At 67.1% G+C, this 16,801-nt stretch carries 18 protein-coding genes; 12 read left to right on the top strand and 6 right to left on the bottom strand.

Annotated elements, in window-relative coordinates; all coding sequences use genetic code 11:
• The 4 genes from N7573_RS14155 to N7573_RS14140 are packed head-to-tail and all read left to right on the top strand — an operon-like array spanning position 1 to position 2,334.
• Positions 1-468, top strand: a complete 468-nt coding sequence (locus tag N7573_RS14155; protein ID WP_279947936.1) for a YbaN family protein — start codon at positions 1-3, stop codon at positions 466-468.
• On the top strand, positions 455-1,183 hold the full coding sequence (gene exbB, locus N7573_RS14150; protein WP_279913016.1) for a tonB-system energizer ExbB: 729 nt from the start codon (positions 455-457) through the stop codon (positions 1,181-1,183). Before N7573_RS14155 ends, exbB begins: the two co-directional genes overlap by 14 nt.
• A gap of 9 nt (positions 1,184-1,192) precedes the next feature.
• Positions 1,193-1,618, top strand: a complete 426-nt coding sequence (exbD, locus tag N7573_RS14145) for a TonB system transport protein ExbD (RefSeq protein ID WP_279913015.1) — start codon at positions 1,193-1,195, stop codon at positions 1,616-1,618.
• Positions 1,615-2,334 carry an energy transducer TonB gene (locus N7573_RS14140; RefSeq protein WP_279943199.1) on the top strand — a complete coding sequence of 240 codons (720 nt, stop codon included), beginning with the start codon at positions 1,615-1,617 and terminating at the stop codon, positions 2,332-2,334. The genes exbD and N7573_RS14140 overlap by 4 nt, the downstream gene beginning before the upstream one ends.
• Positions 2,335-2,427: 93 nt before the next feature.
• Here the strand turns inward: N7573_RS14140 and N7573_RS14135 are convergent, their stop codons facing one another.
• Positions 2,428-4,455, bottom strand: coding sequence for a sodium-translocating pyrophosphatase (locus tag N7573_RS14135; protein ID WP_279943198.1), 2,028 nt, complete (start codon positions 4,453-4,455; stop codon positions 2,428-2,430).
• Between the two features lie 308 nt (positions 4,456-4,763).
• Between N7573_RS14135 and N7573_RS14130 the strand changes: the two genes are divergently transcribed.
• On the top strand, positions 4,764-5,267 hold the full coding sequence (locus N7573_RS14130; protein WP_032128388.1) for a hypothetical protein: 504 nt from the start codon (positions 4,764-4,766) through the stop codon (positions 5,265-5,267).
• Positions 5,268-5,432: 165 nt separating this feature from the next.
• Here the strand turns inward: N7573_RS14130 and N7573_RS14125 are convergent, their stop codons facing one another.
• The 3 genes from N7573_RS14125 to N7573_RS14115 form a co-directional block, all read right to left on the bottom strand.
• The gene (locus tag N7573_RS14125; protein WP_107431529.1) at positions 5,433-5,822 is read right to left on the bottom strand and encodes a DUF488 family protein; all 390 of its coding nucleotides are present in this window, start codon (positions 5,820-5,822) and stop codon (positions 5,433-5,435) included.
• Positions 5,823-5,942: 120 nt separating this feature from the next.
• Positions 5,943-6,737, bottom strand: coding sequence for a hypothetical protein (locus N7573_RS14120; protein ID WP_049400701.1), 795 nt, complete (start codon positions 6,735-6,737; stop codon positions 5,943-5,945).
• 205 nt (positions 6,738-6,942) lie between these two features.
• Complete coding sequence (locus tag N7573_RS14115; protein WP_049421714.1) at positions 6,943-8,199, bottom strand: 6-phosphofructokinase; 1,257 nt, start codon at positions 8,197-8,199, stop codon at positions 6,943-6,945.
• 136 nt (positions 8,200-8,335) lie between these two features.
• Here N7573_RS14115 and N7573_RS14110 point away from each other — a divergent pair, with 136 nt between their 5' ends.
• From N7573_RS14110 to N7573_RS14100, 3 genes are all read left to right on the top strand, one after another.
• Complete coding sequence (locus N7573_RS14110; RefSeq protein ID WP_032128385.1) at positions 8,336-8,899, top strand: adenylate kinase; 564 nt, start codon at positions 8,336-8,338, stop codon at positions 8,897-8,899.
• A 328-nt stretch (positions 8,900-9,227) separates the two neighbouring features.
• Positions 9,228-10,592, top strand: coding sequence for a UDP-N-acetylmuramate:L-alanyl-gamma-D-glutamyl-meso-diaminopimelate ligase (gene mpl, locus N7573_RS14105; protein WP_279912599.1), 1,365 nt, complete (start codon positions 9,228-9,230; stop codon positions 10,590-10,592).
• On the top strand, positions 10,589-11,167 hold the full coding sequence (locus N7573_RS14100; RefSeq protein WP_279912598.1) for an LON peptidase substrate-binding domain-containing protein: 579 nt from the start codon (positions 10,589-10,591) through the stop codon (positions 11,165-11,167). Before mpl ends, N7573_RS14100 begins: the two co-directional genes overlap by 4 nt.
• A 174-nt stretch (positions 11,168-11,341) precedes the next feature.
• On the opposite strand, the gene N7573_RS14095 is transcribed toward N7573_RS14100, so the two are convergent.
• Positions 11,342-13,336, bottom strand: coding sequence for a bifunctional DedA family/phosphatase PAP2 family protein (locus N7573_RS14095; RefSeq protein WP_279912597.1), 1,995 nt, complete (start codon positions 13,334-13,336; stop codon positions 11,342-11,344).
• An 85-nt stretch (positions 13,337-13,421) separates the two neighbouring features.
• Here N7573_RS14095 and N7573_RS14090 point away from each other — a divergent pair, with 85 nt between their 5' ends.
• The 3 genes from N7573_RS14090 (at position 13,422) to N7573_RS14080 (ending at position 15,107) form a co-directional block, all read left to right on the top strand.
• On the top strand, positions 13,422-14,084 hold the full coding sequence (locus N7573_RS14090; RefSeq protein ID WP_049403914.1) for a serine/threonine-protein kinase: 663 nt from the start codon (positions 13,422-13,424) through the stop codon (positions 14,082-14,084).
• Positions 14,081-14,587 carry a DUF2867 domain-containing protein gene (locus N7573_RS14085; RefSeq protein WP_279912596.1) on the top strand — a complete coding sequence of 169 codons (507 nt, stop codon included), beginning with the start codon at positions 14,081-14,083 and terminating at the stop codon, positions 14,585-14,587. Before N7573_RS14090 ends, N7573_RS14085 begins: the two co-directional genes overlap by 4 nt.
• 157 nt (positions 14,588-14,744) lie before the next feature.
• Complete coding sequence (locus N7573_RS14080) at positions 14,745-15,107, top strand: DUF4288 domain-containing protein (RefSeq protein ID WP_071228176.1); 363 nt, start codon at positions 14,745-14,747, stop codon at positions 15,105-15,107.
• Between the two features lie 44 nt (positions 15,108-15,151).
• On the opposite strand, the gene N7573_RS14075 is transcribed toward N7573_RS14080, so the two are convergent.
• Entirely contained in the window at positions 15,152-15,835 is a 684-nt protein-coding gene (locus tag N7573_RS14075) for a hypothetical protein (protein ID WP_279912595.1), read from the bottom strand.
• Positions 15,836-15,943: 108 nt separating this feature from the next.
• Here N7573_RS14075 and N7573_RS14070 point away from each other — a divergent pair, with 108 nt between their 5' ends.
• Positions 15,944-16,762, top strand: a complete 819-nt coding sequence (locus N7573_RS14070; RefSeq protein ID WP_279912594.1) for an NAD(P)-dependent oxidoreductase — start codon at positions 15,944-15,946, stop codon at positions 16,760-16,762.
• Positions 16,763-16,801: the final 39 nt, after the last annotated feature.

Here is a 16,801-nt window from a genome sequence, read left to right as displayed (position 1 = left end):
ATGCGCTGGCTCTGGTTCGCGCTGGGCTGGGTGATGGTCGGGCTCGGGGTGATCGGCGCGCTGCTGCCGGTGATGCCGACCACCATCTTCCTGATCCTGGCCGTGGGCTGCTTCGCGCGCAGTTCGCCGAAGTTCGAGCAACGCCTGCTGGCGCACCCGCGCTACGGCCCGTCACTGCGGCTGTGGCGCGAGCAGGGCGCGGTGTCGCGCAAGGGCAAGGCGTTTGCCAGCGCCGGCATGGCGGTGGGCTTCGCGCTGTTCTGTTGGGGCGCACATCCGTCCTGGCGGCTGCTGCTGGGCGTGGGCCTGTTCTTCGCGGTCAGCGCCGGCTACGTGCTCAGTCGGCCCGCACCGCGGCTGGAGCCCAACCCGGTCGTGGAAGTGGACGACGCCAATGATCCGCGCGCGGCCCGCCGCCGTGCAGCGACCCCTGATGCTGATGGAAAACGAGACGATGCTGCCTGCTGACCTGGCCCCCGTGGCTGCCCCTGCACTGACGCCCTGGGGCATGTATCTGGCCGCCGACGTGGTGGTGAAGACAGTGATGATCGCGCTCGCGCTGGCGTCGCTGGCCACCTGGACCGTGCTGCTGGCCAAGGGCTGGGAACTGGCCCGGCAGGGCCGGCAGCTGCGTGCAGCGCGCGCGCTGCTGCTGCAGGCGCCGAGCCTGCCCGGCGAGAGCGCCGACGCCAGTGTGCAGCAGGGCACCGCACTCGCCATGCTGGACGCAGCGCGCACCGAACTGCGCCTGTCGCAGGAACTGGATAGCCGCGACGGCATCAAGGAGCGCGTGGCCTCGCGCCTGGACCGCATTGAACTGGAAACCGCGCGCGTGCAGCGGCGCGGCATCGGCGTGCTCGCCAGCATCGGCGCGGTGGCGCCGTTCGTCGGCCTGTTCGGCACGGTGTGGGGCATCATGAACAGCTTCATCGGCATCGCACACAGCAACACCACCAACCTGGCGGTGGTTGCGCCCGGCATCGCCGAGGCTCTGCTGGCGACCGCGCTGGGTCTGGTCGCAGCGATTCCCGCCGTGCTGGTCTACAACCACTTCAGCCGTGTACTGGCCGGCCTGCGGGGTCTGCTCGGTGATCTGTCGGCGGCCGTGCAGCAACTGGTCTCACGCGATCTCGATCGTGCCGTTCGGCGTACCGCAGCGGCGCCGCTGCGTGCGGTGCACTGAGGCGCGACGATGGCGATCAGGACCGCGTCCGACCGTGACGATGCGCCGGAAGAAGCGCATGAGATCAATGTCACGCCCTTCATCGACGTGATGCTGGTGCTGCTGATCATCTTCATGGTGGCCGCACCGCTGGCCACCGTGTCGGTGCCGGTGCAGCTGCCGGCCAGCAGCGCCAGCGCCACGCCGCCGGAACAGGCACCGGTGTACGTGACCGTCCAGGCCGATCTGTCGCTGCGCGTTGGTGAACAGGCCGTGGCGCGCGACAGCCTGGCGGCTGCATTGCAGGCGGCCACTCACAGTGACGCCACGCAGCGCATCTTCCTGCGTGCCGATACCCGTGTGCCCTATGGCGAACTGATGGCCACGCTGGATGCGCTGCGAGCGGCCGGCTACCTGAAGGTGGCACTGGTCGGCCTGGAGCAGGGCGCACGATGAGTGGACTGCGGCGCTGGGCGACCAGCCTGGCGATCGTGCTGCTGGTGCATGCGCTGTTGATCGGCGCGGCCTGCTGGTGGGCGGCCCGTGCGCCGGCGCTGACGGCTGCGGTTCCGCCTGCGGCGCTGATGCTGGAACTGGCGCCGATGGCACAGGCACCGCCGGTGCCGCCGCGCGATGTCGCGACCGGGCCGCTGCAGCAGCAACAACAGCGGCAGGCACCGACGCCGGCCCTGCGCGAGCAACCCAAGGCGCCGGTGCAGCCGCAGGGTGAGCTGCCACCGCCGCGTACACCGGAGCCGACGCCGTCGCCGGACACCGCTGACGCCAACGTCGCGCAGACCAGCGCACCGCCGCAGGTGGCGGCTGATGCGGCCACACGCTACACCGCACCGCAGACCACGGCGGGTGAGCGCAGTCGTGCCGAGGCGACCTGGGAAGGACGCCTGCTCGGGCACCTGCAGAAACACCGCCGCTATCCGCGCCAGGCCGAGCGGCTGAGCCAGCAGGGTGTGGTCTACGTGCGCTTTGCGGTTGCCCGCGATGGCGCGGTCTCGGGCTTGAAACTGGGCCGCAGCAGTGGCTTCGCGCTGCTCGACCAGGAGACGCTGGACACCGTGCAGCGGGCCAGCCCGGTACCGCCGCCGCCGGCCGAAGTGGCCGGCGACCCGGTGGAAGTGATGGTGCCGGTGTCGTTCTTCCTGCGCGGGCGTTGACCTCGTAGCGTCGAGCTTGCTCGACTGCTCTTGCGGTGTGGGCCAGAAGCAGTCGAGCAAGCTCGACTCTACGGGTTTGCGCATGGTGTGGATCTACAGCAGCGGCACCAGCAGCAGCGCCACGATGTTGATGATCTTGATCAGCGGATTGATCGCCGGACCGGCGGTGTCCTTGTACGGGTCACCGACGGTATCGCCGGTCACTGCCGCCTTGTGTGCCTCGCTGCCCTTGCCGCCGAAGTGGCCATCCTCGATGTACTTCTTGGCGTTGTCCCAGGCACCGCCACCAGTGGTCATCGAGATGGCCACGAACAGGCCGGTCACGATGGTGCCGATCAGCAGCCCGCCCAGTGCCCGCGGCCCCAGCAGCAGGCCGACCACCACCGGCACCGCCACCGGCAGCAATGACGGCACGATCATTTCGCGGATCGCCGAGCGGGTCAGCATGTCCACCGCTCTGTCGTACTGCGGCTTGCCGGTGCCCTGCATGATGCCGGGGATCTCGCGGAACTGGCGGCGAACCTCTTCCACCACCGCACCGGCGGCGCGGCCGACCGCTTCCATCGCCATCGCACCGAACAGATACGGAATCAGGCCACCGATCAGCAGGCCAATGATCACCGTGTGGTCGCTGAGGTCGAAGCGGAATTCCTGCCCCGGATGTGCTGCCTGCAGGTTGTGGGTGTAGTCGGCGAACAGCACCAGTGCGGCCAGCGCCGCTGATCCGATCGCGTAACCCTTGGTCACCGCCTTGGTGGTGTTGCCCACCGCATCCAGCGGGTCGGTGATGTCGCGGATCTCCGAGGGCAGCTCGGCCATCTCGGCGATGCCACCGGCGTTGTCGGTGATCGGTCCATAGGCATCGAGGGCGACGATCATGCCGGCCATCGACAGCATCGCGGTGGCGGCAATGGCGATGCCGTACAGGCCGCCGAGCGCAAACGCGCCCCAGATGGCCGCACACACCGCCACCACCGGCAGCGCGGTGGACTTCATCGAAATGCCAAGGCCGGCGATGATGTTGGTGCCATGTCCGGTGGTCGAGGCCTGCGCCACGTGCTGCACCGGCTTGTACTGGGTGCCGGTGTAGTACTCGGTGATCCACACGATCAGGCCGGTCAGCACCAGCCCGATCAACGCGCAGCCGTACAGCGCCATCGGCCCATGCACGTTGTCACTCATCAACCCGGTGGTGATCGGGTAGAACGCAATCGCGGCCAGCACGCCGGAGACGATCACGCCCTTGTACAGCGCGCCCATGATCGAACCGCCTGGCTTCACCTTGACAAACAGTGCGCCGATGATCGAAGCGATGATCGATACGCCGCCCAGCACGAGCGGATACAGCACTGCATTGGCGCCGGCCTCGGCCAGCATCAGGCTGCCCAGCAGCATGGTGGCGATCACGGTCACTGCATAGGTCTCGAACAGGTCAGCAGCCATGCCGGCGCAGTCGCCCACGTTGTCACCGACGTTGTCGGCGATCACCGCCGGGTTGCGCGGGTCATCCTCGGGAATCCCGGCCTCGACCTTGCCGACCAGGTCGGCACCGACGTCGGCGCCCTTGGTGAAGATGCCGCCGCCCAGGCGCGCGAAGATCGAGATCAGCGAGGAGCCGAACGCCAGCCCGACCAGTGCATGCAGCGCCTGGTCCATCTGCAGGCCCATGCGCAGCAGCAGCGCGTAGTAGCCGGCCACGCCCAGCAGGCCGAGGCCGACCACCAGCATGCCGGTGATCGCACCGCCGCGGAAGGCGACGTCCATCGCCGCGCTGATGCCGTGGCGTGCAGCTTCGGCAGTGCGTACGTTGGCGCGTACCGACACGTTCATGCCGATGTAGCCGGCCGCGCCGGACAGCACCGCACCGATGGCGAAGCCGATCGCGGTGTACCAGCTGAGGAAGATGCCGACCAGCACGAACAGCACCACGCCGGCGACGCCGATGGTCAGGTACTGGCGGTTGAGGTAGGCACGCGCACCTTCCTGGATCGCGGTGGCGATCGCGACCATGCGTTCATTGCCGGTGGGTTGGCGCAGGATCCAGCGCGCCGAGACGATTCCGAACAGGATCGCGAGAATGGCGCAGCCCAGCGCCAATGACAGCCCGTGACGTTCCAGCATTAGACCCCTCCGCAGAATGGATGTAGGCATCCAGTGGCGATGAACGGCACCACGAGGGGGACGACGGGCTGCAGCCTGGAACCAACCCGTACCGACCTTGGTGGTCGTCCGACGTATGGCGGTGTTCAGCATTCCCTGGTGCCCGCAGTATGCGTGCCGCGCACTGTAGAGTCGAGCCGTGCTCGACTGGTTTTTACGAGCCCCGCCGCATGCCGCCAGTCCATGGGCATGATTCGAAAGCCGCAGGCCTTTGCACCCCGTTAAGCCAGCCTCTGCAAGCCTGCGCTCAGTCCCGTAGGAGATTCCCCATGCGCCTGTCCCTGTTGATGCTTGCCGCCCTGGTCCCGGCCGTACCGGCACTCGCCGCGGAAACCCCGGAGCTGCAGCGTGCCGTGGGTGCACCCCAAGCCGTGGGCGCGGTGCACACCCTGCGGCAGATTCCCGAGGCCTGCGCGCGCCTGGAAGGTGCCTTCACCGGTCAGGCGGCCGAGCCGTATCGCTTCGCACCGGTGCGGACCAGCGAGCAGTGCCAGCCGCGCGCGCGTTTCGTCGACTATGCCAAGGCGCAGCCAAGCGCCGACAAGGGCTGGAAGCTCAATGATGTGATCCGCGTACCCAATGCCGCGTGCCCGGCGCAACAGGCGGTAGTGCGGGTGTGGCGCCTGCCGTCGAGCAACAAGGTTGAGCTGGACGGGCAGGGCCAGTCGCGCATCTATCTGGAAGAGGCCAAGAAGCAGGCCGCCGCCGGCCAGATTCCGCAGGTGACGATGTTCGCCGCGCAGCTGCAGATGGAAGGCAAGGCCTGCAATTGAGGCCGTCCAGCAGCGCGCATCAACGCATGGCGTGGATCTACTGACGTGCCCGGCGCTGCGCATCCACGCATGGCGTGGATCTACTTCGCTGCACATCGGTAGTGCCGGGCCATGCCCGGCGGGCAACCTGGTAGTGCCGGCCGCTGGCCGGCAACCCTGCCATCATCACTCCGCCAGCATTGCCCCACGTGCCACCAGCAGCTCGCGCAATGCCCTGCGGTGGCAGTGCGCTTCATCCTCGCAGTAGCACCCCACGCTGATGTCGCTGTGCTGCGACATCGCAGCCAGAAGGTCCAGCGCGTGGGCGGCATCGGGCGCCTTCATCTCGGCCTTGTAGTGGCGGAAGAACGCATTCCAGTCGGCGGCGGTCTTCGCTTCGTGCGCGCGCTTTACCAGTTCCGCGCTGGGTGACAGGGTCGGGAACCAGACGTCGTACCAGTCCTGTTCCGCGAACTCACTGCGCGGCACGCCGCGTGGCGGCCGCCGCACGGTACCGATGCGCAGCCCTTCGCCGGGGTGGCGCGGCGTACCCAGTCGAACAACACGCAGTGCCATGATGACCTCCGGACGGGGTATCCATCATCCTGCGATGCACGTGCGCCAGGTGTGAACCGCTGTGGAAACGAAAAGGCCCGGGCGCCTGCGCACCCGGGCCTTTTCCCATGCTGGCAGCGATCAGTTGCCGCGGCAGTCCTTCAACCACAACACACGACCAATCTGGTCGTAGCTGTCGACCACGCCGGTCAGCGTCACCTTCTCGCGCGGGCGCAGGGCCAGCGCATACGCGGCCTGGTTGGCTGCAAACGAGCAGGAAATGGCCACGCGCTCAAAGTCGATGCTGCCATCGCTGGGCAGGTCGAAGCTGGTGTTGTAGGTGCCGCCACTGCGCAGCACGGAGGTGATGCGACCGGTGATGGCGTAGGTCTTGCCCTTGTAGCGCGGCTCGACCGCGGCCGGGTTGTCCTTGTTCTGGTTGCGCAGCTGGAAGCCGAAGCGGTCGGCGGCAATCGTTACCACCGACGCCTGCGGAGTGGCCTTGGCTGCCTGTTCGCCAGCCTTGCCCGGCTTGATCTGGTTGAGCAGCTTGCACATTTCTTCGCGCACGCCATCGGCCGAGGCAATGGCGCCCTTGTTGACCTTCACCACCATGCCGACGGTGCCCTGGCCGCCTTCGGAGGTGGCACTGATGATCATCGGAATCGGCTTGTGGGCCATGGATTCCGGCTCTTCGATCAGCATCGAGCCGCCTTCCACGTCCTCGCTGAGGACGTCCATGTTGGCGTTCTTGGCGATCACCCGCATCTGGCCGATGGCACTGGCCACGGTCAGGTCTGGATGGGTGACCGATGAGGTGAAGGTCGTGCCGACGAAGGGATTGCCCTTCTTCTGGAAGTTGCTTTCGCAGGTCGCAGCGAAGGCCGGCGCGGCGGCACCGCACAGCAGCGCGGCGATCAGGATCGGGTGCTTCATGGTTACAGTCCTTGTGAAATGGCAGCACAGGCCCGGGCCTTGAAGGCCGGGCAGCGTCGAATCTGGCTTGCGGCGGCCCCTTTGCCCCGGGCCGGAGCCCGATTGTGGGGTGCTTCGACGGCCGCCGCAATGTGCCCTGCGCTCCGCACAGGGCTCAACACAAAGGGGCGTATACGACTTAATCCCCTCCGTCCCCTTTTTCGGCTCAGCCCTCGAAGGCCGGCAGCTTCTGCTTCACGGCCACGTTCTTCAGCGTCACGTACTTCGGCAGGCCGTCGGTGCCGTACGGCAGCGGGGCTTCGCCCTTGATCAGCGGCGACAGGTAGGCCCGCGCCTTGGCGGTGATGCCGAAGCCGTCGCGGCGGATGAAGCCGGCGGGCATCTTCTTTTCATGATTGGCGATCTTCGACAGCGGCGCCGCTTCGATCTTCCAGCGATAGGGTGCATCGCTGCTGCGCACGATCACCGGCATCACACCGTTCTGGCCCTTCAGCGCCAGCTGCACGGCGGCCTTGCCGACCGCCTGCGCCTGCTCCCAGTCGGTCTTGCTGGCCAGGTGGCGGGCCGAGCGCTGCAGGTAATCGGGCAGCGCCCAGTGCACCTTCAGGCCCAGCTGGTCCTTGACCCGGCCGGCCAGGTGCGCGGCCACGCCGCCCAGCTGCGAGTGACCGAACGAGTCCTTGCCGCCACCGGCGTCGGCGACGAAGCGGCCATCGGCGGTGGCGATGCCTTCCGACGCCACCACCACGCAGTAGCCGACGCGCTCGACCACCGCCTTGACCTTGGCCAGGAACGCCGCTTCGTCATAGGCGCGTTCGGGCAGCAGGATGATGTGCGGGGCCTCGTCATCGCCATTGCCGGCCAGGCCGGCGGCCGCAGCCAGCCAGCCGGCGTGGCGGCCCATGGCCTCGTAGATGAAGACACGGGTGGAGGTCTCGGCCATTGCCGCCACGTCCAGCGCCGCCTCGCGCACCGACACGGCGGTGTATTTGGCCGCCGAGCCGAAGCCCGGACAGGTATCGGTCACCGCCAGATCGTTGTCGATGGTCTTGGGCACGCCGATGCAGGTCAGGTCGTAGCCGGAGGCCTTGGCCAGCTGCGAGACCTTCAGCGCGGTGTCGGCCGAGTCGTTGCCGCCGTTGTAGAGGAACCAGCGCACGTCGTGCGCGCGCAGCACTTCCAGCAGGCGGTCGTAGCGGGCACGGTCGGCGTCCAGCGATTTCAGCTTGACCCGGCACGAACCGAAGGCGCCGCCCGGGGTGTGGGCGAGGGCGCGGATGGCCGCAGCACTCTCTTTGCTGGTGTCGATCAGCTCCTCGCGCAGGGCGCCGAGGATGCCGTTGCGGGCGGCCAGGACCTTGATGCCCTTGGCCCGGGCCTGCTCGATCACCGCCGCTGCAGTGGCATTGATGACTGCGGTGACACCGCCGGACTGGGCATAAAGGAGAGTACCGTTGCGCATGCTTCTACCTGCTCGGGGGAGGGGACATTGCAGGGACATTACCCGGATGCGGTAAAGTGGCGCTATTGCGGTGCAGCGATACCGGTCCGTCCGGGACGCGAACCTTCTTTGTTTTCAACACGTTGGAGTCAGGTCAATGCGATTGGTTCTGTTGGGACCGCCCGGTTCGGGCAAGGGGACACAGGCGACGCGCCTGAAGGAAAAGCTGGGGATCGCCCACATTTCGACCGGTGACATGCTGCGCGCGGAAATCGCCGCGGGCACGGAGCTGGGCAAGCAGGCCAAGACGGTGATGGATGCCGGCAACCTGGTGTCGGACGACATCCTGCTGGGCATGCTGGAGTCGCGCCTGACCCAGGCCGATGTCGCCAAGGGCTTCATCCTCGATGGCTACCCGCGCAATGTGGCCCAGGCCAATGCGATGGACGGCCTGCTGGCCAAGATCGGCCAGCCGCTGGATGCCGTGGTGCAGCTGGACGTGGCCACCGAGCTGCTGGTCGAGCGCATCGCCGGTCGTGCCAAGGAACAGGGCCGCGCCGATGACACGCCGGAAGCGGTGCGCCAGCGCCTGCAGGTCTACAACGACCAGACCGCCCCGGTGGTCGACTTCTACGCCGGCCGTGGCACCCTGGCCCGCGTCGACGGCGTCGGTGAGCTGGACGAGATCGAAGCCCGCATCCTGGCGGCGATCAAGGGTTGATCCTGCAGGGCCGGTGCACTGCCGGTCCTTCGGGCGCAAAAAGCACAGGCCTGGTCCGCGAGGACCAGGCCTGTGTCGTTTGATAGGCGCCAGCAGAGGGCTTGCTCAGGGCCCCGCAGCATGAGCTCCCTTGGGGATGGCCTCTTGGGGAGTAGGACCGGTTCGGGTACTGCGGCTGGCAGTTCGAATTGTGTCCGGGTTCACAGAACATCGCTATCGGGATTTCCCTGACAGATGATTGGAGTTTTCTCACATCCTGTGTAGGACTTGTCTTACCCCGGATCGGACATTGGCCCTATACAGCCGTCATCGGTCACAATCCTCGGTCATGAGCAGCGTACATATCCTTGCAATCGCCGGCACCTTCATGGGCGGCGTGGCCGCCCTTGCGCGGGAACTGGGCCATACGGTCAGCGGCAGCGACCAGGCCATCTATCCGCCGATGTCGACCCAGCTCGAACAGCTGGGCATCACCCTGGACCAGGGTTACCGCGCCGACAGCGTGCCGGCCGGCACCAATGAGGTGGTGATCGGCAACGCGCTCTCGCGCGGCAACCCGGCCGTGGAGGCCGTGCTCGACGCCGGCCAGCGCTACATCTCCGGCGCCCAGTGGCTGTCCGAACAGGTGCTGCCGGGCCGCGACACCCTGGCCGTGGCCGGTACCCACGGCAAGACCACCACCACCACCATCCTCACCTGGCTGCTGGAAAGCGCCGGTCGTTCGCCCGGTTTCCTGATCGGCGGCGTCGCCGAGGATTTCGGCGTCTCCGCCCGCCTGGGCCAGGGCCGCGAGTTCGTGGTCGAGGCCGACGAGTACGACACCGCCTTCTTCGACAAGCGCAGCAAGTTCGTGCACTACCGGCCGCTGGTGGCCATCCTCAACAACCTTGAATACGACCACGCCGATATCTTCCCCGACGTGGCCGCGATCCAGCGCCAGTTCCACCATCTGGTGCGCACGGTGCCGGCGCGTGGCCGCCTGATCGTCAACGGTGAGGATCAGCACCTGGCCGAAGTGCTGGCGATGGGCTGCTGGACCCCGGTCGAGCGCTTCGGATTCGATCCGTCGCTGGAATGGCATGCCGAACTGCTGGCTGCCGATGGCAGTGCCTTCCGCGTGCACCATCGTGGGCAGGCGCTGGGCGATGTGCAGTGGTCGTTGCTGGGCCGCCACAACGTGCTCAACGGCCTGGCTGCGTTGGCTGCCGCGCATGCGGTGGGCGTGGCACCGGCCGACGTGATTCCTGCGTTGTCACGCTTCCGCAGCGTCAAGCGCCGCATGGAAGTGATCGGCCAGCATGACGGCATCACCATCTACGACGATTTCGCCCATCACCCGACCGCGATCGCCACCACACTGGAAGGCCTGCGTGCCAAGGTGGGTGATGCGCGCATCGTGGTCGCGATGGAGCCGCGCAGCAATTCGATGCGGCTGGGCGCACATGCGCAGGCGCTGGCACCGTCGCTGGCGCTGGCCGATGAAGTGGTGTTCCTGCATCGTCCGGAACTGGCCTGGGATGCCGCTGCGGTGATCGCTGCGGTACGTGGCGAAGCCCACGCGGTGCCCGATACCGACGCATTGCTGGCGCAGCTGCAGTCCAGCGCGCGCAACGGCGACCACGTGGTGTTCATGTCCAACGGTGGCTTCGACGGTGCACCGCGCCGTTTCCTGGCCGCGCTGCAGGCCCGATGAGCGTCGACGGTTCGCTGCCGCTGTTTCCGCTGCACACCACGCTGGTGCCGGGTGCGGCGGTGGGCCTGCGCGTGTTCGAGCGCCGCTATCTGGACCTGGTCCGCGACAGCGGCCGCAGTGGTGAGGGGTTTGGTGTCTGTCTGATCCTCGATGGCGAGGAAGTCGGCGCACCAGCAACGCCGGCCGCCTATGGCGTGCAGGTACGCATCGAAGACTTCGATGTCGGCGCCGACGGCGTGCTGCAGTTGCGCCTGCGTGGCACCCGCCGCTTCCATGTCGAGCGCACCCGCGTACGCGACAACGGCCTGGTGGTGGCCGACGTGCGTTGGTGCGATGAAGACCCGGACGATGAGCTACGGCCGCAGCATGCGCTGCTGGCCACGGTGCTGGGGCACATCATCGAACAGGCCGGCGAGGCCTATGCGCCGACCAACCCGGCGTTGCTGGACCAGGCCAGCTGGGTCGGCTGGCGGCTGGCCGAACTGCTGCCACTGAGCGAGCAGCAGCGCCTGCAGCTGCTGCAGATGGATGACCCGCACCAGCGATTGCAGCAGTTGCTGGGCTGGATGCCGTAACCGGAAAACGCCAACCAAGGTTGGCGACTACCAGGGCGCAGCGGAACCGGAAAACGCCAACCAGGGTTGGCGACAGCCAGAGCGCACCGGAACCGGTAGATGCCAACCTTGGTTGGCGGCCTTTTCCCGAAGCGCCAACCAAGGTTGGCGACTACCAGAGAAGCACCGGCGCCATCACGGCGTGGTCTTCAACCGCAGCACCGGCAGCCCGGTTTCGCTGTGCACATCCTCCCGCTGCGGCAGGTCCTGCACGGCGTCCTTCACCGCGTTCAACGCCGGGTCGACACCACGCAGCGGGTGCCACATGCCGATCCATTCGAAGTGGCGCTCGTAACGCAGGGTCTGTGCACTGCCCAGCCACAGCGGCGTGTTGCCCGGCTGCAGCTGCGCGGGTGCCGGCCACAAGCGCAGCACATAGCGCTCATCCGGCTTCGCACCCTGGCGCACCATCAGCAGTGCTTCCACGCGGGTATCCAGCGTCGCCGGCAACACCGGCAGCTCGTCGGCACCGGTGTTCTTGTCCAGCATCAGCAGCGCCTGCTGCCAGCCGGCCTGCTCCTGCCGCTTCCAGCCTCGGGCTTCCAGCTGCGCCTGCAGCGGCGCCAGCGGGCCCGCTACCTGCACGTCCAGCGGCCAGCGCTGGTCGTCGTCGAACTCGTTGCGGCGCGCTGGCAGCGCGGCCCAGTCGTGCTGCCACCACGTCTGCATGTCCATCGCCTGCGGTGCCGGCAGGGTCGGCTCGAACCGCTCCAGCTTCACCGGAATGTGGCGCGGCGCGTACCACATCGCCGCCACGGCGAAGACGCCGTAGAACAGCCAGGCCACCGGCTTCACCCAGAACGAGCGGTTGAAGCGGCGGCGATAGGCGATGCCCAGCACCAGCAGCCAGAACGTGCCGAACAGCATGCCGCCGATCACGTCGCTCAGCCAATGCGCGCCCAGGTACAGGCGCGAGAAGCCGATCAGGCTGACCACGATGCCCGAGACCAGGTACGGCCAGACGCGGGTGCGGCCGGGCATCTCGCGTGCGATCAGCACCGCGAAGAAGCCGAAGGTGATGGTGGCCATGGTCACCGACACCGACGGGAAGCCGAAGCCGCTGCTGGCGTCGATCGGGCGCACCACATCCACGGTGGCGCCCAGCAGCATGGTCAGCGCCAGGCCGAAGGCCAGTGCCGCCAGCCAGTGAGCAGCGGCCATCCAGCGTCGGCGCCAGATCAGATAGCCCATCGCCGCGGCGGTGGCCGGCAGCAGGACCTGCCAGGCGCCCAGCGATGCCAGTGCGGCCATCGGGTAGTCGGCCAGCGGGTTGCGCAGCGCCAGCATGGCCTGGTGCACCAGCAGGTCGATCGCCAGCGGCTCGCCGTGTGCGACCACCACGGTCAGCAACGCGAACCAGCCCCAGCCCAGTACCAGCAACATCAACGCCAGCATTGCCAGCGGCACGGACTCACGCCGCTTCGGGTCCAGCACGCCAACGGTGTAGCGGCCCAGCGTCGGGTGACGGTTGGACCAATCCAGCAGCCGCGCCAGCCAGTTGTCCATGCGCGCGGCCGACCAGCGATAGCCGTACAGAACGATGGCCCAGACCAGGCCGAGGATCACCGCCAGCAGGCCGACCACCACCACCAGTCGTCCGGCCACGGCGGCCACGGCGTCATACGCCTCGCCAAGAATCCAGCCCGGGGCCAGGAACAGCACCGCCCAGGAAATGCTGGCGATGCCGCTGGCCTGCACGTAGCGGCTGGCGGGCATCTTCATCATGCCGGCGATGGCCGGCACGAACGGGCGGATCGCGCCGACGTAGCGTGCCACCAGGATGCTCTTGAAGGCATTGCGGCGGAACAGGTTTTCGCCGCGGTCGAGCAGCTGCGGGTAACGGCTGAACGGCCACACGCCGCGCAGGCGGTCGCCCCAGCGGCGGCCGATCCAGTAACTGATGCCATCGCCGGCAAACGCACCCAATGCCGCAGCCGCCACCGCGTACGGCCCGGAGATCTGGCCCAGGCCAATGAACACGCCCACCGCGAACAGCAGTGGCAGCGCCGGCACGATGGCGCCAAGAATGATGACCGCATCGCAGAAGGCGATGAGGAAGATAACGGCGCCCGCCAGCACGGGGTGAGCGGCAATCCACGCGAGCGTGGCGTCGATCCATGAAGAGTCCATTGCCCGATTATAGGGGCGTGAAGGTGACTGGTTCCCAGCCGCTTGGTGACCGTTTGCAACCGGCGCCATCGCCTAGAATGGAGTCATGCCGCATACGCCAGACGCTCCCCACCGTGCTTTGAAGGCCGACAGTTTCGGCCGGATCCTTCTGGTTGAAGGGCCCGATGGCCCGTTCGTACGCCGCGATCTGGGGGCCACGCCGCTGTGGCTGCGGTTGCCCGCGTGGTGGCTTGCACGTCGCGAAGCACGCGCGCTGCGCCATATCCATGGCATGGCCGACGTGCCGCAGCTGCTGGCCTGGGATGGCCGCCACCTCGACCGCAGCTTCATGGCCGGCGATGCCATGTACCAGCGTCCGCCGCGCGGCGATCTGGCCTGGTTCCGCGCCGCGCGTCGCCTGCTGCAGCAGCTGCATCGCAATGGCGTGGCCCACAACGACCTGGCCAAGGAAGCCAACTGGCTGGTCACTGAAGATGGACGACCGGCGCTGATCGACTTCCAGCTGGCGGTGATCGGCAACCCGCGCTCGCGCTGGATGCGGCTGCTGGCCCGCGAGGACCTGCGCCACCTGCTCAAGCACAAGCGCATGTACTGCCGCGAATCACTCACCCCGGTGGAGAAGCGCGTGCTCAAGCGTACGTCGTGGGTGCGCGAGCTGTGGTTCGCTACCGGCAAGCCGGTCTATCGCTTCGTGACCCGCCGCATCCTGCATTGGGAAGACAACGAAGGGCAGGGGCCGAAGCCGTGAGCAGTGCGTCCGTCGTGAGCAGGCCGCCAACTGCCTGCAGCGTGCTGCGTGCGCAGTTGCCCGGTGCCGACTTCGTGCACGCCTGCCAGGCGACGACCCGTCGCGATGGGCGCTCGGCCCTGCAGGCCTATCGCGATATGGCGGCGACCATTCCCGGCTGGTTCGATGGGCTGATGGCACTGCGCAATCGCGGCATGCGCCTGCTCGGCATGAAGCACCTGGGCTCGTTGCGTGCTGTGCAGGATGTTGAGGATCCTCAACCCGGCCAGCGGCTGGGCATCTTCACCCTGCAGTCGCTGGACGACGATGCCATCGTGCTGGAAGACGACGACCGCCACCTGCGTGTGCAGCTGGCGCTGCAGTGGCAGGGCGATGTGCTGGAAGTGGCGACGGTGGTGCATACGCACAACGCGTTCGGGCGCGTGTACATGCTGCCGGTTGCGCCGGTGCATCGGCTGATCGTGCCGCATCTGCTGGAGAAGCAGGTGCGGTTGTACCGGTAGATCCAGGCCATGCGTGGATGTGGTTTGTGATCCGTGGGCTGCTTAACGGCTAAACGGCTCATTGCCAAGTGCCGCATAAATGTGGATTCCGCTGGCAGCAGAAGGCTCGCGACATCCAAACCAGGGACAACCCGCAAAAGAATCATTGAGGTGATGCATGTGGTATTGCGCACACGCCATTTTCTACTACGAGAGTCCAGGACAGGGGGCGTTCCGGGTGCATGAGAACGTGTATCTGATCAGTGCCGACAACGATGAACACGCTCTTGAGAATGCAGAAGCGCTTGCTTCCGGGTATGAGGATCTGACCGGTCGCCTGGTGGGTGAAGACGGTAGGCCTTCCCTCTATCGATTCGCCGGAATTCGCAAGCTGATATCAGTGGCGAGTGATGAGGACACTGCCGAGGGACGCCTGCACTCGGGTGTGGAGGTCACGTACTCCGTCATGGCGGTGGATACGTTGGACCAGGTGAAGCGGCTTGCCCGTGGTGATGGCGTGGCAGTGCTGTACCAGGAATAGAAATGTAGAGCCGAGCCATGCTCGGCTCTATAGGGGCGGTGGCTTTACGGCGTCGCCGGCACCACCTGCTGGCCGATGAAGTTGCGCTTGGCATCGAAGTCATAGGCGATCTGCAACTGCCCCACATCCGGGCAGGCGTGGCAGTCGCGCAGCGGCGTGCGGTACAGCAGGCGGATGCCGCCGTTCTCCAATGGCGAAGCGCCGGCCGATTGTGCCGGTGCGAACGGCGTGGCTTGCGGGTTGGCCTTCAGCAGCTCCTGCACAGTGGGGTCGGCACGCAGGGTGTCGTCCAGCTGCACCGCATCCACGTCGATGCGCTTGCCACCGGCATCGACCAGGCGGGTGCCTTCATTGGTGTTGGCGCGGAACGGATACTCGACCGTGGCAATGCCCAGTCCTTCGTTCTCGTGCCAGGCGGTCACATAGGCCAGCTCACCGCCGCTGGACAACTGCTCGGCGGCGGTAACGGCATCGGTACTGGCGCCACCGGCGCGCATCGCATCACGCAGGCAATCGCGGGTCGCAGCATTCTCACCCTGGCGGCAGGCGTTGAGATCGCCATCCCAGACCACCGCCTCGCTCCAGCGCATCTTGCCGTCGGCGGCGGCCTTCTCCGCGCTGGGCGCGTCACCGGCGGGCGGCTCCTTTCCGGGTTCCGGCGAACGGCCCTGGCAGGCAGTCAGCAGGGCAAGCCCCAGGGCAGGCAGCAACAGGCGGGAACGGCGCATGGCGTGGACCTCGTGCGTTGTCTGGAGGCCCGAGTATCGTCAAGGACAGGTGAACTCCGCGTCGGCGCGGCATACTAGCGGCTCATTGCATACGCTGGAGTGTGGAACGTGGGCAGTCTGCAGGGCAAAACGCTTTTCATCACCGGTGCCTCGCGCGGCATCGGCCTGGCCATCGCACTGCGCGCTGCGCGCGACGGCGCCAATGTGGCCATTGCGGCCAAGTCGTCGGTGCCGAACCCGAAGCTGCCGGGCACCATCCATACCGCGGCCGAAGCGGTAACGGCGGCTGGCGGCCAGGGCCTGGCCCTGAAGTGCGACATCCGCGAGGAAGAACAGGTGCAGGCGGCGGTGGCGGCCACGGTCGATACCTTCGGTGGCATCGACATCCTGATCAACAACGCCAGCGCGATCTGGTTGCGCGGCACGCTGGATACGCCGATGAAGCGCTTCGACCTGATGCAGCAGGTCAATTCGCGTGGCAGCTTCCTGTGTGCGCAGGCCTGCCTGCCGTACCTGCTGCAGGCGCCGAACCCGCACATCCTCACCCTGGCGCCGCCGCCGAGCCTGGAGCCGAAGTGGTGGGCACCGCACACCGGCTACACGCTGGCGAAGATGGGCATGAGCTTCGTCACCCTGGGTCTGGCCGCCGAATTCGGTCCGCAGGACGTGGCGGTGAATGCGCTGTGGCCCCGCACGGTGATCGCCACCGATGCGATCAACATGATTCCGGGCGTGGATGCGGCTGGCTGCCGCACGCCGCAGATCATGGCCGATGCCGCACATGCGGTGCTGGTGCGTGAAGCGGCCGGCTTCCACGGCCAGTTCCTGATCGACGATGAAGTGCTGGCACAGGCCGGTATCACCGATCTTTCCGGATACGCGGTGGATCCGTCGCGGCCGTTGTTGCCGGATCTGTTCCTGGATTGACCGCGCGTCGCTGGAAGAGGCCGAGGGCTGCGACCCTCG

Origin of the sequence: Stenotrophomonas sp. GD04054 (assembly GCF_029836955.1) — a bacterium.
In the GTDB taxonomy this organism is placed as follows: domain Bacteria; phylum Pseudomonadota; class Gammaproteobacteria; order Xanthomonadales; family Xanthomonadaceae; genus Stenotrophomonas; species Stenotrophomonas maltophilia_A.
The sequence above is the reverse complement of the archived record's forward strand: the minus strand, read 5'-3'. Positions and strand labels throughout refer to the sequence as shown.

Coding starts and splice junctions, on each gene's coding strand:
- N7573_RS14155 (WP_279947936.1), top strand. CDS start 1: ATGCGCTGGCTCTGGTTCGCGCTGGGCTGGGTGATGGTCGGGCTCGGG.
- exbB (WP_279913016.1), top strand. CDS start 455: ATGCTGCCTGCTGACCTGGCCCCCGTGGCTGCCCCTGCACTGACGCCC.
- exbD (WP_279913015.1), top strand. CDS start 1,193: ATGGCGATCAGGACCGCGTCCGACCGTGACGATGCGCCGGAAGAAGCG.
- N7573_RS14140 (WP_279943199.1), top strand. CDS start 1,615: ATGAGTGGACTGCGGCGCTGGGCGACCAGCCTGGCGATCGTGCTGCTG.
- N7573_RS14135 (WP_279943198.1), bottom strand. CDS start 4,455: ATGCTGGAACGTCACGGGCTGTCATTGGCGCTGGGCTGCGCCATTCTC.
- N7573_RS14130 (WP_032128388.1), top strand. CDS start 4,764: ATGCGCCTGTCCCTGTTGATGCTTGCCGCCCTGGTCCCGGCCGTACCG.
- N7573_RS14125 (WP_107431529.1), bottom strand. CDS start 5,822: ATGGCACTGCGTGTTGTTCGACTGGGTACGCCGCGCCACCCCGGCGAA.
- N7573_RS14120 (WP_049400701.1), bottom strand. CDS start 6,737: ATGAAGCACCCGATCCTGATCGCCGCGCTGCTGTGCGGTGCCGCCGCG.
- N7573_RS14115 (WP_049421714.1), bottom strand. CDS start 8,199: ATGCGCAACGGTACTCTCCTTTATGCCCAGTCCGGCGGTGTCACCGCA.
- N7573_RS14110 (WP_032128385.1), top strand. CDS start 8,336: ATGCGATTGGTTCTGTTGGGACCGCCCGGTTCGGGCAAGGGGACACAG.
- mpl (WP_279912599.1), top strand. CDS start 9,228: ATGAGCAGCGTACATATCCTTGCAATCGCCGGCACCTTCATGGGCGGC.
- N7573_RS14100 (WP_279912598.1), top strand. CDS start 10,589: ATGAGCGTCGACGGTTCGCTGCCGCTGTTTCCGCTGCACACCACGCTG.
- N7573_RS14095 (WP_279912597.1), bottom strand. CDS start 13,336: ATGGACTCTTCATGGATCGACGCCACGCTCGCGTGGATTGCCGCTCAC.
- N7573_RS14090 (WP_049403914.1), top strand. CDS start 13,422: ATGCCGCATACGCCAGACGCTCCCCACCGTGCTTTGAAGGCCGACAGT.
- N7573_RS14080 (WP_071228176.1), top strand. CDS start 14,745: ATGTGGTATTGCGCACACGCCATTTTCTACTACGAGAGTCCAGGACAG.
- N7573_RS14075 (WP_279912595.1), bottom strand. CDS start 15,835: ATGCGCCGTTCCCGCCTGTTGCTGCCTGCCCTGGGGCTTGCCCTGCTG.